Origin of the sequence: Pandoraea faecigallinarum (assembly GCF_001029105.3) — a bacterium.
In the GTDB taxonomy this organism is placed as follows: domain Bacteria; phylum Pseudomonadota; class Gammaproteobacteria; order Burkholderiales; family Burkholderiaceae; genus Pandoraea; species Pandoraea faecigallinarum.
The window spans coordinates 4,560,295-4,579,746 of the sequence record NZ_CP011807.3 but is presented as its reverse complement, the minus strand read 5'-3'; the positions used below and the strand labels follow the sequence as shown (position 1 = coordinate 4,579,746).

The 19,452-nt window shown below is 63.5% G+C and carries 15 protein-coding genes; 14 read left to right on the top strand and 1 reads right to left on the bottom strand.

All coding sequences use genetic code 11. From position 1 onward, the window contains the following. Positions 1-7 precede the first annotated feature (7 nt). The 10 genes from mraY (at position 8) to lpxC (ending at position 12,574) form a co-directional block, all read left to right on the top strand. The gene (gene mraY, locus AB870_RS20125; RefSeq protein WP_044457166.1) at positions 8-1,177 is read left to right on the top strand and encodes a phospho-N-acetylmuramoyl-pentapeptide-transferase; all 1,170 of its coding nucleotides are present in this window, start codon (positions 8-10) and stop codon (positions 1,175-1,177) included. Positions 1,178-1,356: 179 nt separating this feature from the next. Then, positions 1,357-2,892 carry a UDP-N-acetylmuramoyl-L-alanine--D-glutamate ligase gene (gene murD, locus AB870_RS20120; protein WP_047906051.1) on the top strand — a complete coding sequence of 512 codons (1,536 nt, stop codon included), beginning with the start codon at positions 1,357-1,359 and terminating at the stop codon, positions 2,890-2,892. Beyond that, a complete protein-coding gene (gene ftsW, locus AB870_RS20115; protein ID WP_047906050.1) occupies positions 2,889-4,157 on the top strand; it encodes a putative lipid II flippase FtsW in 1,269 nt (422 codons plus the stop codon). Before murD ends, ftsW begins: the two co-directional genes overlap by 4 nt. Further along, entirely contained in the window at positions 4,154-5,257 is a 1,104-nt protein-coding gene (gene murG / locus AB870_RS20110) for an undecaprenyldiphospho-muramoylpentapeptide beta-N-acetylglucosaminyltransferase (RefSeq protein WP_084663927.1), read from the top strand. The genes ftsW and murG overlap by 4 nt, the downstream gene beginning before the upstream one ends. Position 5,258: 1 nt before the next feature. Beyond that, complete coding sequence (gene murC / locus AB870_RS20105; protein ID WP_047906049.1) at positions 5,259-6,668, top strand: UDP-N-acetylmuramate--L-alanine ligase; 1,410 nt, start codon at positions 5,259-5,261, stop codon at positions 6,666-6,668. A gap of 46 nt (positions 6,669-6,714) precedes the next feature. Next, the gene (locus AB870_RS20100; RefSeq protein WP_237170149.1) at positions 6,715-7,653 is read left to right on the top strand and encodes a D-alanine--D-alanine ligase; all 939 of its coding nucleotides are present in this window, start codon (positions 6,715-6,717) and stop codon (positions 7,651-7,653) included. A gap of 56 nt (positions 7,654-7,709) precedes the next feature. Beyond that, the gene (locus AB870_RS20095) at positions 7,710-8,543 is read left to right on the top strand and encodes a cell division protein FtsQ/DivIB (protein ID WP_047906047.1); all 834 of its coding nucleotides are present in this window, start codon (positions 7,710-7,712) and stop codon (positions 8,541-8,543) included. A gap of 22 nt (positions 8,544-8,565) precedes the next feature. Next, positions 8,566-9,798: a cell division protein FtsA gene (ftsA, locus tag AB870_RS20090; protein ID WP_039406003.1), complete on the top strand. Its 1,233-nt coding sequence runs from the start codon at positions 8,566-8,568 to the stop codon at positions 9,796-9,798. 112 nt (positions 9,799-9,910) lie between these two features. Beyond that, a complete protein-coding gene (gene ftsZ, locus AB870_RS20085; RefSeq protein WP_047906046.1) occupies positions 9,911-11,101 on the top strand; it encodes a cell division protein FtsZ in 1,191 nt (396 codons plus the stop codon). Between the two features lie 558 nt (positions 11,102-11,659). Next, positions 11,660-12,574 carry a UDP-3-O-acyl-N-acetylglucosamine deacetylase gene (gene lpxC, locus AB870_RS20080; RefSeq protein WP_047906045.1) on the top strand — a complete coding sequence of 305 codons (915 nt, stop codon included), beginning with the start codon at positions 11,660-11,662 and terminating at the stop codon, positions 12,572-12,574. A 136-nt stretch (positions 12,575-12,710) separates the two neighbouring features. Here the strand turns inward: lpxC and AB870_RS20075 are convergent, their stop codons facing one another. After that, positions 12,711-13,178 carry a DciA family protein gene (locus AB870_RS20075; RefSeq protein WP_053059453.1) on the bottom strand — a complete coding sequence of 156 codons (468 nt, stop codon included), beginning with the start codon at positions 13,176-13,178 and terminating at the stop codon, positions 12,711-12,713. A 304-nt stretch (positions 13,179-13,482) separates the two neighbouring features. Here AB870_RS20075 and secA point away from each other — a divergent pair, with 304 nt between their 5' ends. From secA to AB870_RS20055, 4 genes are all read left to right on the top strand, one after another. Further along, positions 13,483-16,281 (top strand): preprotein translocase subunit SecA, encoded by a 2,799-nt coding sequence (secA, locus tag AB870_RS20070; protein WP_047906043.1) that lies wholly within the window; start codon positions 13,483-13,485, stop codon positions 16,279-16,281. A 164-nt stretch (positions 16,282-16,445) separates the two neighbouring features. Further along, positions 16,446-17,675, top strand: a complete 1,230-nt coding sequence (gene argJ, locus AB870_RS20065; protein ID WP_047906042.1) for a bifunctional glutamate N-acetyltransferase/amino-acid acetyltransferase ArgJ — start codon at positions 16,446-16,448, stop codon at positions 17,673-17,675. A gap of 248 nt (positions 17,676-17,923) precedes the next feature. After that, the gene (locus AB870_RS20060; protein WP_047906041.1) at positions 17,924-18,808 is read left to right on the top strand and encodes an ATP-binding protein; all 885 of its coding nucleotides are present in this window, start codon (positions 17,924-17,926) and stop codon (positions 18,806-18,808) included. Between the two features lie 88 nt (positions 18,809-18,896). After that, a complete protein-coding gene (locus tag AB870_RS20055; RefSeq protein ID WP_047906040.1) occupies positions 18,897-19,331 on the top strand; it encodes an NUDIX domain-containing protein in 435 nt (144 codons plus the stop codon). Positions 19,332-19,452: the final 121 nt, after the last annotated feature.

Genomic DNA, 19,452 nt, shown 5'->3' with positions numbered 1-19,452 from the left:
TGATGGAATGTTGCTGACGTTGGCGCAATGGCTGCAAGCGGATGCGAGCTACTTGCGCGTGTTCAACTACCTGACGTTTCGGGCCGTGATGGCAAGCCTCACGGCGCTGGTGATCGGGCTCTCGTTCGGGCCGATGGTCATTCGCAAGCTCGCCGAAATGAAGGTGGGTCAGGCCGTGCGCACCGACGGCCCGCAGACTCACCTGGTGAAGTCGGGTACGCCCACGATGGGCGGCGTGCTGATTCTGATCGGCATTACCGTCGCCACGCTGCTCTGGGCGGATCTGAGCAATCGTTTCATCTGGATCGTGCTGCTCGTTACGCTCGGTTTCGGGATCATCGGCTGGATCGACGACTACCGGAAGGTCGTCTACAAGGACCCGCGCGGCATGTCGTCGCGCGAAAAGTATTTCTGGCAGTCGATTATCGGTCTGTTCGCGGCGATCTATCTCGCGTTCTCGGTGTCGGAGACCAGCAATCTCAAGGTTTTCGAGCTGTTCATCAGCTGGGTGCGCAACGGATTCCCGCTCGATCTGCCGCCGAAGGCGGACTTCATCGTGCCGTTCTTCAAGACGATGAGCTATCCGTTGGGCGTGTTCGGTTTCATCGCGCTCACGTACTTTGTCATCGTAGGCTCCTCCAACGCCGTTAACCTCACCGACGGCCTCGACGGGCTGGTGATCATGCCGGTCGTGCTGGTCGGTGCAGCGCTTGGGGTGTTCGCGTACGTAATGGGCAACGTTGTGTACTCCAAGTACCTGCTGTTCCCGCACATACCCGGCGCGGGCGAACTGCTCGTGTTCTGTTCGGCGATGTCGGGCGCGGGGCTGGCGTTCCTATGGTTCAACACGCACCCGGCGCAGGTCTTCATGGGCGACGTGGGCGCACTGGCGCTCGGCGGCGCGCTTGGCACGGTTGCCGTGATCGTGCGTCAGGAAGTCGTTCTCTTCGTGATGGGCGGCGTGTTCGTCGCGGAGACGATTTCGGTGATGTTGCAGGTCACCTGGTTCAAGTACACCAAGAAGCGGTTCGGTGAGGGGCGGCGCATTTTCAAGATGGCGCCGCTGCACCACCACTTCGAATTGTCGGGATGGAAGGAAACGCAGGTGGTGGTCCGCTTCTGGATCATCACGCTGATGCTGGTGCTGATCGGCCTGTCCACGTTGAAACTGCGTTGACGCCGCCCGCGGCGCAGGAAGGCATACAGAAGACGAGATCACGACGCCGCCGAAGTGCGGAGTCGCTTTCACGCAAAGTTCGACTAAAGGTAGGGCCGCTCGCGCCGATAGCAGTAGATCGGTGTCGTTGAAGCGATGCATTCGTAGGTTGTTTGAATCGATTAAAGGGAAAGAGCGACGTGTTCGGCGAGAAGTTTGGTGAATCCTGGCAACCGCGTGTCCTGATCCTGGGTCTGGGAGAGTCCGGCCTGGCGATGGCGCGTTGGTGCGCGCGCTACGGCTGCCGTGTGCGCGCAGCCGACACGCGCTTTGCGTCCACGGAGACACCACCGAACGTGGCGACGCTGCGCGTCGACGCGCCGCAGGCCGAGTTCGTGGGCGGCGCATTCGCCGATCAGGTCGACACGCTGCTCGCGGAAATCGAACTCATCGGCATCAGCCCCGGGCTGTCGCCGCTCGCCCCGGACGTGGCGGCGCTGCTGGCGGTTGCCGCCGAGCGCGGCATTCCGGTGTGGGGCGAAATCGAATTCTTCGCCCAGGCGCTGCGCCATATGCAGGCGACCAGCGGCTACGCGCCGAAGGTGCTCGCGATTACGGGCACGAACGGCAAGACCACGACCACGAGCCTGACGGGTTTGCTGTGCCGCCGGGCCGGCAAGCGTACGGCCGTGGCGGGCAACATCAGCCCGTCGGCGCTCGACCGGTTGAGCGAGTGCATTGCCGAGGCGACGCTGCCCGACGTCTGGGTACTCGAACTGTCCAGCTTCCAGTTGGAGACGACGCATTCGCTCGCGCCGGACGCAGCCGCCATTCTCAATATCACGCAGGACCATCTGGACTGGCACGGCGACATGGACGCCTATGCCAAGGCCAAGGCGCGCATCTTCGGTGAACACACGGTGCGTGTGCTCAACCGCGACGACGCCCGCGTCATCGCCTTCGCCTCGCCCGAGGCCAGTGTCGTGACCTTCGGCACGGGCAAGCCCGACGCGGTGGGCGACTTTGGGCTGGAGATGGAGGGCGGCATGTCGTGGCTGGTCGAAGGGTTCACGCGCGACGACGCGCCGCCCGCGCCCAAGCGCCGCAGCAAGGCCGGTGCCGGCGCGGCGCAAGCGAGCGTCGAGGTGCTGGGCAAGCGGTTGATGCCGGCCGACGCGCTGCGCATTCGCGGTCAGCACAACGCGGCAAACGCTCTGGCGGCGCTTGCGCTCACGCGCGCGATCGACCTGCCGCTCGCCAAGTTGCTGCACGGCCTGCGCGAATATCCCGGCGAGCCGCATCGCGTGCAACTCGTTGCCACGATCAATGAAGTCGAGTTCTACGACGACAGCAAGGGCACGAACGTCGGCGCGACCGTCGCGGCGATCAACGGGCTGGAGAAGACATTGCTCCTGATCGCCGGTGGCGACGGCAAGGGGCAGGACTTCTCGCCGCTGGCCAATCCCGTCGCCCATCACGCGCGCGCCGTGCTGCTGATCGGCCGCGACGCGCCGTTGCTGCGCGAAGCGCTGGCGGACACCGGCGTCGACCTGATCGATGCGCCGACGCTCGAAGACGCCACGCGGGAAGCCGCGAAACGGGCGCAGCCTGGTGACGCCGTGCTGCTCTCGCCCGCCTGCGCGAGCTTCGATATGTTCCGCAACTACGAGCACCGCGCTCAGGTATTTCGCGACACCGTGGTTGACCTGGCCGCCGACGCGGGGGTGATGCTATGAACCGTATCAAGTCGTTCTTCAGCAAGAAGCGTCAGGCCGGTTTCGCCGGTGCCGGCACGGCCACGGCGCCGGGCGCCGCGACGACCGCCGCCAATCGCACCCTCGGCAGCATCAAGCCGACGCGCTCGCGCATGCTCGAATACGATCACGCGCTGGTATGGGTCGTGATCTCGCTGCTGTCGCTGGGCCTCGTCATGGTGTATTCGGCGTCGGTCGCGCTGCCGGACTCGCCCAAGTACAGCGGTTACTCGACGTACCACTTCCTCGGCCGTCACATCGTGTCGCTCACGATCGGTCTGGTGGCGGCGGTCATCACGTTCCGGATTCCCGTCAAGACGATGGACCGGCTCGCGCCCAAGCTCTTCCTGCTGGCGTTGCTGTTGCTGGTGATCGTGCTGATCCCGCACGTGGGCAAGGGCGTGAACGGTTCGAAGCGCTGGATTCCGTTCGGCATACTCAACCTCCAGCCGTCGGAAATCATGAAGCTCGCGGTCACGCTGTACGCCGCGAATTACACGGTGCGCAAGCAGGAATTCATGCAGAGCTTCGGCAAGGGCTTCCTGCCGATGGGCATCGCCGTGGTGTTCGTCGGCATGTTGCTGCTGCTGGAACCGGACATGGGGGCGTTCATGGTGGTCGCGGCCATCGCGATGGGCATTCTGTTCCTCGGTGGCGTGAACGGACGGCTGTTCGGCGGACTCGCGCTCACGGCGGTGGGCACCTTCGCGATGCTGATCTGGCTGTCGCCGTGGCGCCGGGAGCGGATTTTTGCCTATCTCGATCCTTGGCGCGAAGACTACGCGCTCGGCAAGGCGTATCAGCTCACACACTCGCTCATCGCGTTCGGGCGCGGTGAATGGACGGGTGTCGGACTCGGCGGGAGCATCGAAAAACTGCATTACCTGCCCGAAGCGCACACCGACTTCATCCTTGCGGTGATCGGCGAAGAGTTCGGTTTCGTGGGCGTGCTGGTCGTCATTCTCCTCTTCTACTGGCTGGTGCGCCGCGCGTTCGAGATCGGACGTCAGGCACTCGCGCTCGAGCGTACGTTCGCCGGCTTGCTCGCGAAGGGCGTCGGTGTGTGGCTGGGCGCGCAGACCTTCATCAACATGGGCGTGAACCTCGGCCTGCTGCCGACCAAGGGGCTGACGTTGCCGCTGGTGAGCTACGGCGGCTCGGGCATCTTGCTCAACTGTGTGGCCGTGGCGATCCTGCTGCGGGTGGATTACGAAAACCGCGTGCTGATGCGGGGAGGAAAAGTATGACCGAGCGCGCTACCGCGATGCCGGCTCCGGAAACGAAGACACGCACGCTGCTGGTCATGGCCGGCGGCACGGGCGGTCACGTCTTCCCGGGGCTCGCGGTCGCCAACTTCCTGCGGGTGCAGGGGTGGCGCGTGGTGTGGCTCGGCAATCCGGCCGGCATGGAAGCGACGCTCGTGCCGAAGTACGACATTCCGATGGAGTTCGTGAAGTTCGGTGGGCTGCGCGGCAAGGGGCTGATGACCAAGCTGCTGCTGCCGCTCAATCTGCTGCGCGCGTTCTGGCAGAGCCTCGGCGCGTTGCGTCGTGCCCGGCCGGACGTGGTGCTCGGCATGGGCGGTTACATCACGTTTCCGGCAGGGATGATGGCGTCGTTGCTGGGCCGACCGCTAGTGCTGCACGAGCAGAACTCGGTCGCGGGGATGGCGAACAAGGTGCTCGCGCGCGTGGCGGACAAGGTGCTGCTGGCATTTCCGGACACCATTGCGGGCGGGGAGTGGGTCGGCAATCCGATTCGCGCGGACTTCGACGAGATGACGCCACCGGCCGAGCGCTACAACGCACGCACCGGCCCGCTGCGCGTTCTGGTGGTGGGCGGCAGTCTGGGCGCGACGGTGCTCAATGAGATCGTGCCGAAGGCGCTGGCCAAGTTGCCGCGCGACGCACGTCCGCAGGTCACGCATCAGGCGGGCGTCAAACATATTCAGACGTTGCAGGCGAATTACGCCGCAGCGGGGGTGACGGTCGAAGCCGTGCCGTTCATCGACAACATGGTCGCGGCCTACGCCGGGGCGGATCTGGTGATCTGCCGGGCGGGTGCGATGACGGTGGCCGAAGTGGCGGCGGCAGGGGTGGCGGCATTGTTCGTGCCGTTCCCGCATGCGGTCGACGATCACCAGACGACGAACGCGCGTTTTCTCGCCGACAAGGGCGCGGCAACGCTGATCGACCAGCGCGAGCTGTCGGTCGAGACCCTGGCCGAGTGGCTGCGCCGTCAGACGCGCGAATCGCTGCTCGCGATGGGAGAGAAAGCCAGGGCGCTCGCCAAGCCGGACGCCACCGAACAAGTGGCGCGCGTGTGCGCGGCTCTGGCCAAGGATTGAAATGAAACACATCGTCAAACACATTCACTTCGTCGGCATCGGCGGCGCGGGCATGAGCGGCATTGCCGAGGTGCTGCTCAACCTGGGGTATCAGGTGAGCGGCTCCGACCTCGGCGACAACGCGGTGACGCAGCGCCTCGCCGGCCTTGGCGCGCGCATTGCGCGCGGCCATGCCGCGCAGCACATCGAAGGCGCCGACGCCATCGTCGTGTCCACCGCCATCACGGCGGACAACCCGGAAGTGCTCGCCGGCCGCGCCCGTCAGATCCCGATCGTGCCGCGCGCGCTGATGCTCGCGGAACTCATGCGTCTGAAGCAGGGGGTGGCCATCGCGGGCACGCACGGCAAGACAACCACGACGAGCCTCGTGGCGAGCGTGCTGGCACAGGGCGGACTGGATCCGACCTTCGTGATCGGCGGCCGTCTGAACAGCGCGGGGGCGAATGCGAAGCTCGGCACCGGCGACTTCATCGTGGTCGAGGCCGACGAGTCGGACGCATCGTTCCTGAACCTGAACCCGGTCATCGAAGTCATCACGAACATCGATGCCGATCACATGGACACGTACGGCCATGACTTCGCCCGTCTGAAACAGTCGTTCGTGGCGTTCACGCAGCGGTTGCCGTTTTATGGAATCGCCGTGCTGTGCGTGGACGACCCGAATGTGCGCGAGATTCTGCCGTTCGTGTCGAAGCCGATTGTGCGTTACGGCCTGTCGGAAGACGCGCAGGTGCGCGCCATCGACGTGCGTGCCGATGGCGCACAGATGCGCTTCACGGTGCTGCGTCAGTTCGGTGCGGGCGCCGCACCGCTCGATATCACCCTCAATTTGCCGGGCGAGCACAACGTGCGCAATGCGCTGGCCGCCATCGCGATCGCGACCGAACTCGAAGTGCCGGACGCCGCGATTCAACAGGCGCTGGCGGAATTTAACGGCGTCGGCCGGCGTTTTCAGCGTTATGGCGACATCGCGCTGCCGAAGTCGAGTGGCGAGGGCGCGTTCACGCTCATCGACGACTACGGCCATCACCCGGTCGAGATGGCGGCGACGCTTTCCGCCGCGCGCGGTGCGTTCCCAGGACGCCGCATCGTGCTGGCTTTTCAGCCGCACCGTTACACGCGAACGCGCGATTGCTTCGAGGACTTCGTGAAGGTGCTCTCGGACGCCGACGCCGTGGTACTCGGCGAAGTGTACTCGGCCGGTGAGGCGCCCATCGTGGCCGCCGACGGCCGTGCGCTGGCGCGCGCGTTGCGCGTCGCCGGCAAGGTGGAACCGGTTTTCGTGGAAGACGTTGCGCAACTGCCCGACGCCATTCTGCAAGTCGCCCGCGCGGGCGACGTCGTTATCACCATGGGTGCCGGCTCCATCGGCGCGGTGCCCGGCAAGTTGCAAGTTCAGCAAGGAGTCTGACGTGAGTGCTTTCGATCCGAAACGTTTCGGCAAGGTTGGCGTCCTGATGGGCGGGCGCTCGGCCGAGCGTCAGATCTCGCTGATTTCGGGCAATGGCGTGCTCGAAGCCCTGCGTAATCGCGGGGTGGACGCGCATGCCTTCGACACCGGCATGAACGATCTCGCCGCGCTCGCCGCGCAGAAGTTCGACCGCGTATTCATCGCGCTGCATGGCCGTTATGGCGAAGACGGCACGCTGCAAGGCGCGTTGGAGCATCTTGGCATTCCGTACACCGGCAGCGGCGTGCTGGCTTCCGCGCTGGCGATGGACAAGGAGATGACCAAGCGCATCTGGATCAACGAAGGTCTGCCGACGCCGCGCTTCACGATGCTCAGCGCCGATACCGACTTCGACGCCGTTGCGCGTGACCTCGGCCTGCCGCTTATCGTCAAGCCCTCACGCGAGGGCTCGACCATTGGTCTGACGAAGGTGACCGAAGCCTCGCAACTGAAGGCCGCGTTCGAGAAGGCCGTGGCGCTCGATCCGGACGTGCTCGCCGAAGAATTCATCGATGGCGACGAACTGACCGTGCCGGTGCTCGGTATCGGCACCAAGGGCGCAAATGCCGCCCGATCGCTTCCGGTGATCCGCATCGTTGCACCGGACGCGAACTACGACTACCAGAACAAGTATTTCAAGGACGACACGCGCTACGAATGCCCGCCGCCGTTGTCCGTGTCGTTGCAGGAGGAGGTGCAGCGTCTCGTGTTGCGCGCCTACCTCGTGCTGGGCTGCCGTGGCTGGGCGCGTGCCGACGTCATGCTGCGCAAGCGCGACAACAAGCCGTACCTGTTGGAGATCAATACGTCGCCGGGAATGACCGGTCACTCGCTCGTGCCCATCTCGGCGCGTGCGGCGGGCCTGTCGTATGAAGACCTGGTGGTTGAAATTCTGGCAACTGCGACGCTCGATCTGCATCCGAACGCGCAGTGGAAGCCTGAGTGAACCGAGCAAAACATTGAACGCGTTGAAGAACGCCCTGATACGGAAAGCAAATCGCCATGTGGCACAACGTACGCCTGCTCAACGCCATCGCGAGTGCACTCGTCGCACTCGTCGTGCTGGCGGCGCTCGCGGCGGGCGGTCATTGGCTGATCCAGCGTCCGGTCTTCACGCTCAAGGCGATTCAGATCGATGGGGATGTATCCCACATCAATGGTCCGACCTTGCGCGCGAATGCCGTCTCGCGACTCAAGGGCAACTTCTTCACGATCGATCTGGATGCCACGCGGGCCGCGTTCGAAGCCGTGCCCTGGGTGCGCCATGCGAGTGTTCGGCGTGTCTGGCCGAATCAACTGGCGGTGACGATCGAAGAATACAAACCGCTGGCCACCTGGAACGATGGCCGCTTGGTGAGTGTGGATGGCGAGTTGTTCGCCGCCAACCTGGCGGAAGCCGAGGACGACGGCAAGCTGCCGGAATTCGCGGGGCCGCCGGGCAGCGAGAAGGATGTGACGGCGCGGTACTACGACTTCGTGAAATGGTTCGCGCCGCTGAACATGAAACCCGAGGCGGTCACGCTGTCGAATCGCTACGCATGGGGCGTGCGGCTCGCAGGGGGCGTGCAACTGGCGCTGGGACGGGAGCGTACCCCCGAGACCCTCGCCACGCGCAGCCGGCGCTTCGTACAGGCGTATCCGCAGGTGGCGGCACGCTGGGGGAATCAGATCGAGTATGCCGATCTGCGGTACCCGAACGGTTTTGCAGTGCGTGCCGCGGGCATGCGTTTCTTGAGCGAAGAACAGGCCAAGAAGCTTGCCGCGACACCCGTGCAAAAGCGGGATTCGCAGAAGCCGGCAGCGAAACCTGCCGCGCCGGCAAAGCGAAGCCAGTGAGACTTCAGGACTTACACACGCTATGAGCAAAGATTACAAGGATCTGTTGGTCGCCCTCGATATCGGCACGTCGAAAGTCGTGGCGGTGGTGGCCGAACTGCGCCCTGAAGGCCGCTATGAAGTGATCGGCCTTGGCCAGAGCGAATCGCGGGGCCTGAAAAAGGGCGTCGTGGTGAACATCGAGGCCACGGTGCAGTCCATTCAGCGTGCGCTCGAAGAAGCCGAGCTGATGGCCGACTGCAAGATCACCAACGTCTTCACCGGCATTGCCGGCAGCCATATCCGCAGCTTCAATTCGAGCGGCATGGTGGCGATCAAGGACAAGGAAGTGACGCAGGCGGATGTGGCGCGCGTCATCGAGACGGCCAAGGCGATCAACATTCCGACCGATCAGCAGGTACTGCATATCCTCACGCAGGAATTCATCATCGACGGTCAGGAGGACGTACGCGAGCCGATCGGCATGAGCGGTATCCGTCTCGAAGTGAAGGTGCATATCGTGACCGGCGCGGTGTCGGCCGCGCAGAACATCGTGAAATGCGTGCGCCGTTGCGGCCTCGAAGTCAACGATCTGATTCTGCAACCGCTGGCGTCGAGCATCTCGGTGCTCACGGAAGACGAAAAGGAACTGGGCGTGGTGCTGATCGACATCGGCGGCGGCACGACCGATATCGCGATCTTCAGCGAAGGCGCGATCCGTCACACGGCCGTGATTCCCATTGCCGGGGACCAGATCACGAGCGACATCGCCATGGCCGTTCGCACGCCAACGCCGGATGCGGAGGACATCAAGATTCAGCACGGCATCGCCAAGCAGTCGCTGGCCGATCCGGACGAAATGATCGAAGTGCCGGGGCTCGGCGAGCGCGGTCCGCGCACGCTCTCGCGCCAGGCGCTCGCGGCGGTGATCGAGCCGCGCGTTGAAGAGTTGTTCTCGCTCGTGCAGCAGGTGGTGCGCGAGTCGGGTTACGAAGAGTTGCTGTCCTCGGGCATCGTGCTCACCGGCGGCGCGGCAATGATGCCGGGCATGGTCGAGCTTGGCGAGGACATCTTCCTCAAGCCGGTGCGCATTGGTGTGCCGGAATACGCAGGCGGTCTTGCCGACGTGGTGCGCAGCCCGCGCTATGCAACGGCGATGGGCCTGCTGCTCGAAGGACGTTCCCAACGCATGCGCGGACGCAAGGTCGCGGTGCAGTCGGGGCAGGCGAACCAGGTCTGGGCGCGTATGCGCGACTGGTTCTTCAGCAATTTTTAAGCTGTTTTTTGGTTTTTGAGGGGTGTGGATTCGGTGTTGAAAACACGCGCGACTTACCCGAGTGGCACGTGACCCGCAGTACCGGATCTGCTTTTAATTCACTGGAGGCGCTATGAACTTTGAAATGTTGGAAACGGAAACCAACGGCACCATCATCAAGGTGGTGGGTGTTGGTGGCGCTGGCGGCAATGCCGTCCAGCACATGATCAACCGTGGTGTGCAAGGCGTGGAATTCATCGCCATGAACACCGACGCGCAGGCGCTGGGCCGCTCGCAGGCCGGCGTCAACATTCAGCTCGGCAAGACCGGTCTGGGGGCCGGCGCGAAGCCGGAAATGGGCCGTGCCGCCGCGGAAGAGGCACGTGAGCGTGTGGCCGACGCTCTGCGTGGCGCGCACATGGTGTTCATTACCGCCGGTATGGGCGGCGGTACGGGCACGGGCGCGGCGCCGGTGGTGGCGCAGATCGCCAAGGAAATGGGTATTTTGACGGTCGGCGTGGTTTCGAAGCCGTTCGAGTTCGAAGGCGGCAAGCGTATGCGCGTGGCCGAGACGGGCGCGCAGGAACTGGAAGACAACGTCGATTCGTTGATCGTGGTGCTCAATGACAAGCTGTTCGAAGTCATGGGCGACGACGCCGAGATGGACAAGTGCTTCCAGTGCGCCGACGACGTGCTGCATAACGCCGTGGCAGGTATCGCCGAAATCATCAACGTCGACGGTCTCGTGAACGTCGACTTCGAAGACGTGAAGACGGTGATGGGCGAGCAGGGCAAGGCGATGATGGGTACGGCGACGGTGGCCGGTGTCGATCGTGCACGTCTGGCCGCCGAGCAAGCGGTGGCAAGCCCGCTGCTCGAAGGCGTGGACCTGTCGGGCGCGCGTGGCGTGCTGGTGAACATCACGGCATCGCGTTCGCTGCGTCTGTCGGAAACGCGTGAAGTGATGAACACCATCAAGAGCTACGCCGCCGAAGACGCGACCGTGATTTTCGGTACCGTTTACGACGACAAGATGGGCGATGCGCTGCGCGTGACCGTCGTGGCGACCGGCCTGGGCCGTGCCGTGGCGAAGAAGGCTGCTGCACCGATGACGCTGCTCAAGACCGGTACCGACAACATGCCGATTGCGACCGGCCACGTGCCGAACGTCGGTCAGGCAGCCGGTACGGATTACGGCGCGCTCGATACGCCGGCCGTGTGGCGCAGCACGCGCGAGACCGCAGCCTCGCACGTTGCCGCGTTGCAGGAAAAGGGTGTCGACACGTACGACATTCCGGCGTTCCTGCGCAAGCAAGCCGACTGACAGGGTTGCGCGCGGGCCGGGTGCCAGTGCTCGGCGCCGCCGCACCTTGGGAATCGCGAGACCTACGCAGGTCGTCGTGAGGATTCGCCGTCGCTCCGACTACCATGCCACGTGGCGTGGGGAAGGCGCGCCTCGGTACGCGTCCGAACGACGATACGGCAAGGTTGTGACGCACGGAGATGCCTTGTGGCTGCGACAACCAGAGTCGCAAGAGGTATCGACGCGTCACAGATGACGACGTTACGGGTAAGCGTTCGTGATCCCTGACCCGGTCTCGCGGATCTGTCCCCCCGACCGTTGCGGCATGCCTCCGTCGCAGCGGCCGGGGTGCCCCGAACAAGATTCGACGCGCAGGTCCATGGCCTGACGTCTAAGATGGAACCATGCTTTTTTCGCGAAGATGTTATTTCGTATCGCGATATGGGCGGGGACAGTCCGATGAGGCAAGATTCGGAATGTTTAGTAACGAAGCGTTGTGTTTGTGGCACAGCGATGACGGCGCCGATCTGATATAATTCGATCTATGATCCTTAGCGTCTGATAGTTTTAATAAATAGCATGCTTAAGCAGCGCACTCTCAAATCCATCGCCAAGACAGTCGGCATCGGCTTGCACTCCGGTCGCAAGGTCGAGTTGTCGCTGCGTCCGGCGCCGCCCGACACGGGCATCGTCTTTTGCCGTACCGATCTGAATCCGCCTGTGGAGATTCCGGCCTCGGCAATGGCGATCGGCGACACGCGCCTGGCGTCGGTGTTGCAGAAGGATGGTGCGCGGGTGTCCACGGTGGAACATCTGATGTCGGCGTGCGCGGGGTTGGGCATCGACAATCTGTATGTCGACGTGACTGCTGAAGAAATTCCGATCATGGACGGCAGCGCGGCGACGTTCGTTTTCCTGATTCAGTCGGCGGGCATTGAAGAGCAACCGGCCGCCAAGAAGTTCATTCGCGTGACGAAGCCCGTGGAGATTCGCGAAGGCGACAAGCTCGCTCGTCTCGAACCGTACGACGGCTTCCGCCTCAAGTTCACCATCGACTTCCGTCATCCGGCCGTGGACCGCACGGGCCAGGCGCTTGAAGTCGACTTCGCTGATACGTCGTATGCCAAGGAAATCGCGCGGGCGCGTACGTTCGGCTTCGCTCATGAAGTCGAAATGCTGCGCGAGCTGGGGCTGGCGCGCGGCGGCAGCATGGACAATGCCATCGTGCTCGATGAATACCGCATCCTGAACAACGACGGGCTGCGTTATGACGACGAGTTCGTGAAGCACAAGATGCTCGACGCCATCGGCGACCTGTATGTGGTGGGTCATCCGCTGCTCGCCTCGTATACCGCCTACAAGTCGGGACATGGTTTGAACAACCAGCTGCTGCGCGAGCTTCTCGCACAGCAAGCCTATGAAATCGTTACATTCGAGCGTGCGGAGGACGCCCCGCGCGGATTCCAGTTCGAACCGCAGACGCAGTTCGCGTAAGTCACGCAAGACCTCGCCGGTCGTGACGTCTGGTGACGGGATGTAACAAAAGGAAAGCGCCGGAAATCCGGCGCTTTTTTATTTGACGCGCGCTTATTTTCGGCGTCGGGTTTAAGCGGGCGAAGTGCCATGCTGCCTACGGTTTGCGTGTGCCGCCGTACGAATGGCGTGAGACGAGGCGGGCGAGCGCGTCGCGAAGCGGGGACGGATCGAGTGAGTCGCGCAGATCCCGCAGACTGACCAGTCCCTGGCGCGAGAGGCGGGCTTCCTTGGGCGGCTTTTGCGGCTCGGGGGCGGCGATGCTCACGCGAATCCGGATGGTCCGGATGAGCCATCCGCGCGTCGCAAGGCCGTCGATGAGCGACGGCGTTTGCTGACGCAGACGCGCGGCCAGCGCGTTGTTCGAGACCAGGAACACCAGCGCCCCTTCGCGAGGCGGCGCGAGCCGCACACTCCCGGCAAGGGCGGGGGGGAGCAGCGCGCGGACGTCCCGTTCCAGCCGCCCGAGTTGTTCGGCGGCGACCAGTAGCGAACCTGCGCCGTCGGATGCGGACAGCAGGTCGGTGAGCGGGCGGGCAACGCGGGGTGCTTTGGGTCGTTTCATATGATGAGACAGATATCGCCGCATATTTTACCCCGCGATCGGGCGTCGCCTCCTTGGATCGTCCGACAAAGGCCGGATTGCCGAGCCCGGGTGCCGTCGGGACGTGCCACGACAGCATGCTAGAATCCATTTTTCAGTACATATATCGAACCGGCGTGCGGCCAGAGTGCCAAACACGGTGACCCGCAGCGCACAGACGCTGTGGTCGGGTCATGACTCACGGGGCACAACTCCGGGGTGAGATTCCGTCCACGGACCGGCTGCGCCGATGCGAACGACATTTGCCGCCCTAACCAGTGATCCGATGATTCCCGGTCTTCTCAAAAAAGTATTTGGCAGCCGCAACCAGCGGCTCATCAAGCAGTACCAGAAAACCGTCGCGGCGATCAATGCCCTCGAGCCGCAGATCGCCCAACTGAGCGATGAGCAACTGCGCGGCAAGACCGAGGAATTCAAGCAACGCATCGCCCAGGGGGCGAGCGTCGACTCGTTACTCGTTGAAGCCTTTGCCGTGTGTCGCGAGGCGGGTAAGCGCGTTCTCAAGATGCGCCACTTCGACGTCCAGCTCATCGGCGGTATGGTGCTGCACTACGGCAAGATCGCCGAAATGCGTACGGGCGAGGGCAAGACGCTCGTCGCTACGTTGCCCGCCTATCTGAATGCGCTCTCGGGCAAGGGCGTGCACGTTGTGACCGTGAACGATTATCTGGCACAGCGCGACGCCGAGTGGATGGCGCGTCTGTACAACTTCCTCGGCCTGTCGGTGGGTATCAACCTGTCGCAGATGCCTCACGATCAGAAGCAGTCGGCCTACGCCGCCGACATCACGTACGGTACGAATAACGAATTCGGTTTCGACTACCTGCGCGACAACATGGTGTACGAGACCGAGCAGCGAGTGCAACGCACGCTCAACTACGCCATCGTCGACGAAGTGGACTCGATCCTGATCGACGAGGCGCGTACGCCGCTGATCATCTCCGGTCAGGCCGAAGATCACACCGAACTGTACGTCAAGATGGATCGTCTGCCGGCGATGCTGGAGCGTCAGATCGGCGAAGAGAAGGCTGACGGCACGGGTGTCGAAGTGCCGGGCGATTACACGCTCGACGAGAAGGGCCGTCAGGTGTTCCTGACCGAGCGCGGCCATGAGAAGGCCGAACAACTGCTCGCCGAGTGGGGCATGATCGCCGAGGGCGACAGCCTTTATGCACCGCAGAACATCACGCTCATGCACCATGTGTACGCCGCCCTGCGCGCGCACACGCTGTTTCACAAGGATCAGCACTATGTGGTGCAGAACGACGAGATCGTGATCGTCGACGAGTTCACGGGCCGTCTGATGGCGGGCCGCCGCTGGTCCGAAGGCCTGCACCAGGCCGTGGAAGCGAAGGAACACGTCAAGATTCAGAACGAGAACCAGACGCTTGCGTCGATCACGTTCCAGAACTACTTCCGCATGTACGCGAAGCTCTCGGGCATGACGGGCACGGCGGATACCGAAGCGTTCGAATTCAACGAAATCTACCGTCTCGAGACGGTGGTGATTCCGACGAACCGCGTGCCCAAGCGTATTGACCGTCAGGATCAGATCTACAAGACGGCCAAGGAAAAGTACGACGCCGTCATCAAGGACATCCACGATTGCGTGGAGCGTGGCCAGCCGGTGCTGGTGGGCACGACTTCGATCGAGACGTCGGAATATCTCTCGCAACTGCTCACGCGTGAAAAGCTGCCCCATCAGGTGCTCAACGCCAAGCAGCACCAGCGCGAAGCCGAGATCGTGGCGCAGGCCGGTCGTCCGGGCGTGATTACCATCGCGACCAACATGGCTGGCCGCGGCACCGACATCGTGCTCGGCGGCAACGTCGAAAAACAATCGGCGTTCATCGAAGCCGACGCATCGCTGTCCGACGCCGACAAGCAAGCCCGCATCAAGCAATTGCAGGACGAGTGGCAAGGGCTGCACGAGCAGGTGAAGGCGGCCGGCGGTCTTCACATCATCGGCACCGAGCGTCACGAGTCGCGTCGTATCGACAACCAGTTGCGCGGTCGTTCGGGCCGTCAGGGCGACCCGGGGTCGTCGCGTTTCTATCTGTCGCTGGAAGACCCGCTGCTGCGCATTTTTGCAGGCGATCGCGTGCGCGCGATCATGGATCGTCTGAAGATGCCGGAAGGCGAAGCGATCGAAGCGGGCATCGTCACACGTTCGATCGAGTCGGCGCAGCGCAAGGTCGAAGCGCGTAACTTCGACGTGCGCAAACAACTGCTGGAGTACGACGACGTTGCCAACGATCAACGCAAGGTGATCTATCAGCAACGTAACGAACTGCTCGAAGCGCAGGACGTTTCGGAAACGATCGCGGGCATGCGCCAAAGCGTGTTCGAGGATCTGGTGCGCACTTACGTGCCGGTCGGTACTGTCGAAGAGCAGTGGGACCTGAAGGGCCTGGAGACGACGCTGCGCGAAGAGTGGCAGCTCGACTTGCCGCTGCAATCGCGCATCGAAGGTTCGGAAGAAATCGATGACGAGGATATTCTCAAGGAAGTGATGGACGCCGCGCAAGCGTCCTACGCGGCCAAGGTCGAACTGGTGGGACGCGAGTCGTTCTCAGGGTTCGAACGCTCGGTCATGCTGCAAAGCGTGGACTCGAACTGGCGCGAGCATCTGGCGGCGCTCGATCACCTGCGTCAGGGCATTCATCTGCGCGGTTACGCGCAGAAGAACCCGAAGCAGGAGTACAAGCGCGAAGCGTTCGAACTGTTCGCGCAGTTGCTCGAGACCATCAAGCTGGAAGTCACGCGCGTCATCATGAACGTGCGTATCCAGTCGCAGGAAGAACTCGAACAGGCCACGGAATCGTTCGACTACCACGCCGGTGGCCTGGTCAATATCGAGTTCAAGCACGATGAACTGGAGACGGTGGGCGGCGAGGGCGAGGTCGACGAGGACGCGGGCCGCCCGGTGGTCGCGGCGCTTGCGCAGGCGGCCGCAGGTGCGGGCGCAGCTGGCGGCGACTTCCTGCCGAAGGTCGGACGCAACGATCCGTGCCCGTGCGGCAGCGGCAAGAAATTCAAGCACTGCCACGGCAAACTGTCTTAAGATGTGAACCAATCGACGCGGCGCCGACTCCTTTTCGGCGCCGCGTCGTTTGTCGCGCCGGTTTTTGCGACCGGCCGCACCGATCAACCGCCGCCCCGGCGGGCTGTCGTGCAGACATCGCCGGGGCGGGAGCTGCAACCCTTACCTCTCGCGGGCGAACCCTCATGGCCGTCAATTTCCCCTCGATCGAAGCCTCCCGACTGCACGCCGTTCCCGGCGTGGAACTGGGCTGGGCCGAAGCCAATATCCGCAAACCGAACCGCAAGGACGTGCTGGTCATGCGACTTGCCGCCGGCAGCACGGTATCGGGCGTTTTTACGACTAACCGCTTCTGCGCGGCGCCGGTAACGGTGTGCAAGGAGCATCTGGCGGCGAAGGCCGGCATTCGTGCGCTCGTCGTCAATACGGGTAATGCCAACGCCGGAACCGGCGAGCCGGGCATGCTCGCAACCCGTGCGACGTGCGACGCGCTGGCCAAGCTGCTGAATGTGTCGTCGAACCAGATTCTGCCATTCTCGACCGGCGTGATTCTCGAGCCGCTGCCGGTCGACCGTCTGGTCGCCGGTCTGCCGCAGGCGATCGGCAATCTCGCGCCCGCGCACTGGTATGAAGCCGCGCAGTCGATCATGACAACCGACACCCTGCCCAAGGCCGCATCGCGTCAGATCGTGATCGACGGCCAGACGATCGTCCTCACGGGCGTCAGCAAGGGCGCCGGGATGATCAAGCCGAACATGGCGACCATGCTCGGTTTCGTCGGCACCAACGCCCGCGTGGCGCAGCCGGTGCTCGACGCGCTCGTGAAGTTCGTGGCCGACCGCTCGTTCAACGCCATCACCATCGATGGCGATACGTCGACGAACGATTCGTTCATCGTGGCTGCCACGGGGCAGACCGAACTGCCGGAAATCGCGAGCACGGATACGCCGGCGTTCGCGGCACTGCGCGACGCGCTGCTGTCGATCTCGCAGGAACTGGCGCAACTCATTGTGCGCGACGGCGAAGGCGCGACCAAGTTCATCACCGTGACTGTCGAAGGCGGTCGTGACGTGGCCGAATGCCGTCAGATCGCGTATGCCATCGGGCATTCACCGCTGGTGAAGACGGCCTTCTTTGCGTCCGATCCGAATCTGGGACGCATTCTGGCTGCGATTGGCTACGCCGGTGTGAACGATCTCGACGTCAGCAAGATCGACCTCTATCTGGATGACGTGCTTGTCGCGCGCGCAGGCGGTCGCAATGCCGATTACCGTGAAGAGGACGGTCAGCGCGTGATGAAACAAAGCGAAATTACGGTGCGCGTGGTGCTGGGCCGCGGCGATGCTGCGGCAACGCTGTGGACATGCGACCTCTCGCACGATTACGTGAGCATCAACGCGGATTACCGCTCTTAAGACCCGACGCGACGGCCCGAACCGTATTCGGCTTCCCACAGGGAGCAGGGGCCGTCGGCGCACGAGGCCAATGCCTGACCGGCATTGACCGTGCGCCGGTGGAAGTGAGCGCGCCGATAGCCCTGGCATATCGACATCGCGGGTATCGCCGGTGGGTGGCAAAAGCACCGTGGCGCACAGCGAAGGGAAACGACAACAACGCGAAGCATCGACACGAGCGCCCATGAGCGGCGCGGGGATTTCGAAGCATGGACAAACTGGAACAGTTCCTGACGCGCGCCGAAGGCGTGCTGGCCCGGCTGGAGGCGATGTTGCCCCCGGCCGCCCCCGAGATCGACTGGAGCGTCGCCACGGCATTTCGCTGGCGCAAGAAGCAGGGACGGGGCTTCCTGCAACCGGTCGCGCATGTATCTGGCATCACGCTGGGCGATTTGCAGAACATCGAGCGTCAGAAGGCGCTGATCGAACAGAACACGCGGCAGTTCGTGCGCGGTGAACCGGCCAACAACGTGCTGCTCACCGGGGCGCGTGGCACGGGCAAGTCGTCGCTGATCAAGGCTTGCCTGAACCAGTACGCGCCGGAAGGCTTGCGTCTGATCGAAGTCGACAAGGACGATCTGACCGATCTGGGCGATATCGTCGATCTGATTTCGCAGCGCCCGGAACGCTTCGTCGTGTTCTGCGACGACCTTTCGTTCGAAGACGGGGAGTCCGGTTACAAGGCGCTCAAAGTGGCGCTCGACGGCTCGGTGGCCGCGCAGTCGGACAACGTCCTGATTTATGCGACGTCCAACCGCCGTCACTTGCTGCCTGAGTACATGAAGGACAACGAGAGCTATCGCCATACCGAAGACGGTGAAATTCACCCGGGCGAAGTGATCGAGGAGAAGATCTCGTTGTCCGAGCGCTTCGGGCTGTGGGTCAGTTTCTATCCGTTCAAGCAGGACGATTACCTGACGATCGTCGGTCACTGGTTGCAGCATTTCGGCGTGCCGGCGGAGCAGACGGAGAGCGCGCGTCAGGAAGCGTTGATCTGGGCGCTGGAGCGCGGATCGCGCTCGGGGCGTGTGGCGTTTCAGTTCGCGCGTGACTGGGCGGGTAAGCAGCGTGGCGCGTTGGCGCCGGCGTCGTAAGAATCTGGCGGGCGTAGCGATTGCACCGGGCTTGGCCTGGCTCGATCGCCGTGTGTCCGGGCAGGAAATACCGTAGGTGTGTAGCGATATGACAGACTCGAAGCAATTTGCGCCCGACGGGCGTCCCGTCACGGAAGTGGCGGTCGGCGTGATGGTGCGCCCCGATGGTGCGGTGCTGCTGGGCCAGCGTCCCGCCGGCAAGCCATATGCCGGGTACTGGGAGTTTCCGGGCGGCAAGCTCGAAGCGGGCGAGTCGGTTGCCGCCGCACTCGCGCGCGAGTTGCACGAGGAACTCGGTGTGACAGTCGAGCGCTGTGCGCCGTGGCGCGTGCTCGAACATGACTATCCGCATGCTTACGTGCGTTTGCACTTCTGCAAGGTGACGGCGTGGCAGGGTGAGCCTCACGGCAAGGAAGGGCAGGCGCTGGCGTGGGAGCATCCACCCGTGAGCGTCGAGCCGTTGCTCCCGGCGGCGTTGCCGCCGCTGACGTGGCTTGCTGAGGAGTTGGCGCAGCGGGCGTGACGGTGGCGCGTCGGTGCCGTGGGGATGCGGGCGGGCACATGGTGGGCCGTGCTGGATCGTGCGGGACGAAGGTGACGCCGTCGGCTTGCGCAACGCGTGACGTACGTTGAAATGACGAAAG

Excerpts from the sequence above, each read along its gene's own strand:
- argJ (WP_047906042.1), top strand. The coding sequence starts at position 16,446 with ATGGCCGTCAATTTCCCCTCGATCGAAGCCTCCCGACTGCACGCCGTT.
- ftsA (WP_039406003.1), top strand. The coding sequence starts at position 8,566 with ATGAGCAAAGATTACAAGGATCTGTTGGTCGCCCTCGATATCGGCACG.
- AB870_RS20060 (WP_047906041.1), top strand. The coding sequence starts at position 17,924 with ATGGACAAACTGGAACAGTTCCTGACGCGCGCCGAAGGCGTGCTGGCC.
- murG (WP_084663927.1), top strand. The coding sequence starts at position 4,154 with ATGACCGAGCGCGCTACCGCGATGCCGGCTCCGGAAACGAAGACACGC.
- AB870_RS20100 (WP_237170149.1), top strand. The coding sequence starts at position 6,715 with ATGGGCGGGCGCTCGGCCGAGCGTCAGATCTCGCTGATTTCGGGCAAT.
- murC (WP_047906049.1), top strand. The coding sequence starts at position 5,259 with ATGAAACACATCGTCAAACACATTCACTTCGTCGGCATCGGCGGCGCG.
- mraY (WP_044457166.1), top strand. The coding sequence starts at position 8 with ATGTTGCTGACGTTGGCGCAATGGCTGCAAGCGGATGCGAGCTACTTG.
- ftsW (WP_047906050.1), top strand. The coding sequence starts at position 2,889 with ATGAACCGTATCAAGTCGTTCTTCAGCAAGAAGCGTCAGGCCGGTTTC.
- ftsZ (WP_047906046.1), top strand. The coding sequence starts at position 9,911 with ATGAACTTTGAAATGTTGGAAACGGAAACCAACGGCACCATCATCAAG.
- AB870_RS20095 (WP_047906047.1), top strand. The coding sequence starts at position 7,710 with ATGTGGCACAACGTACGCCTGCTCAACGCCATCGCGAGTGCACTCGTC.
- lpxC (WP_047906045.1), top strand. The coding sequence starts at position 11,660 with ATGCTTAAGCAGCGCACTCTCAAATCCATCGCCAAGACAGTCGGCATC.
- AB870_RS20055 (WP_047906040.1), top strand. The coding sequence starts at position 18,897 with ATGACAGACTCGAAGCAATTTGCGCCCGACGGGCGTCCCGTCACGGAA.
- secA (WP_047906043.1), top strand. The coding sequence starts at position 13,483 with ATGATTCCCGGTCTTCTCAAAAAAGTATTTGGCAGCCGCAACCAGCGG.
- AB870_RS20075 (WP_053059453.1), bottom strand. The coding sequence starts at position 13,178 with ATGAAACGACCCAAAGCACCCCGCGTTGCCCGCCCGCTCACCGACCTG.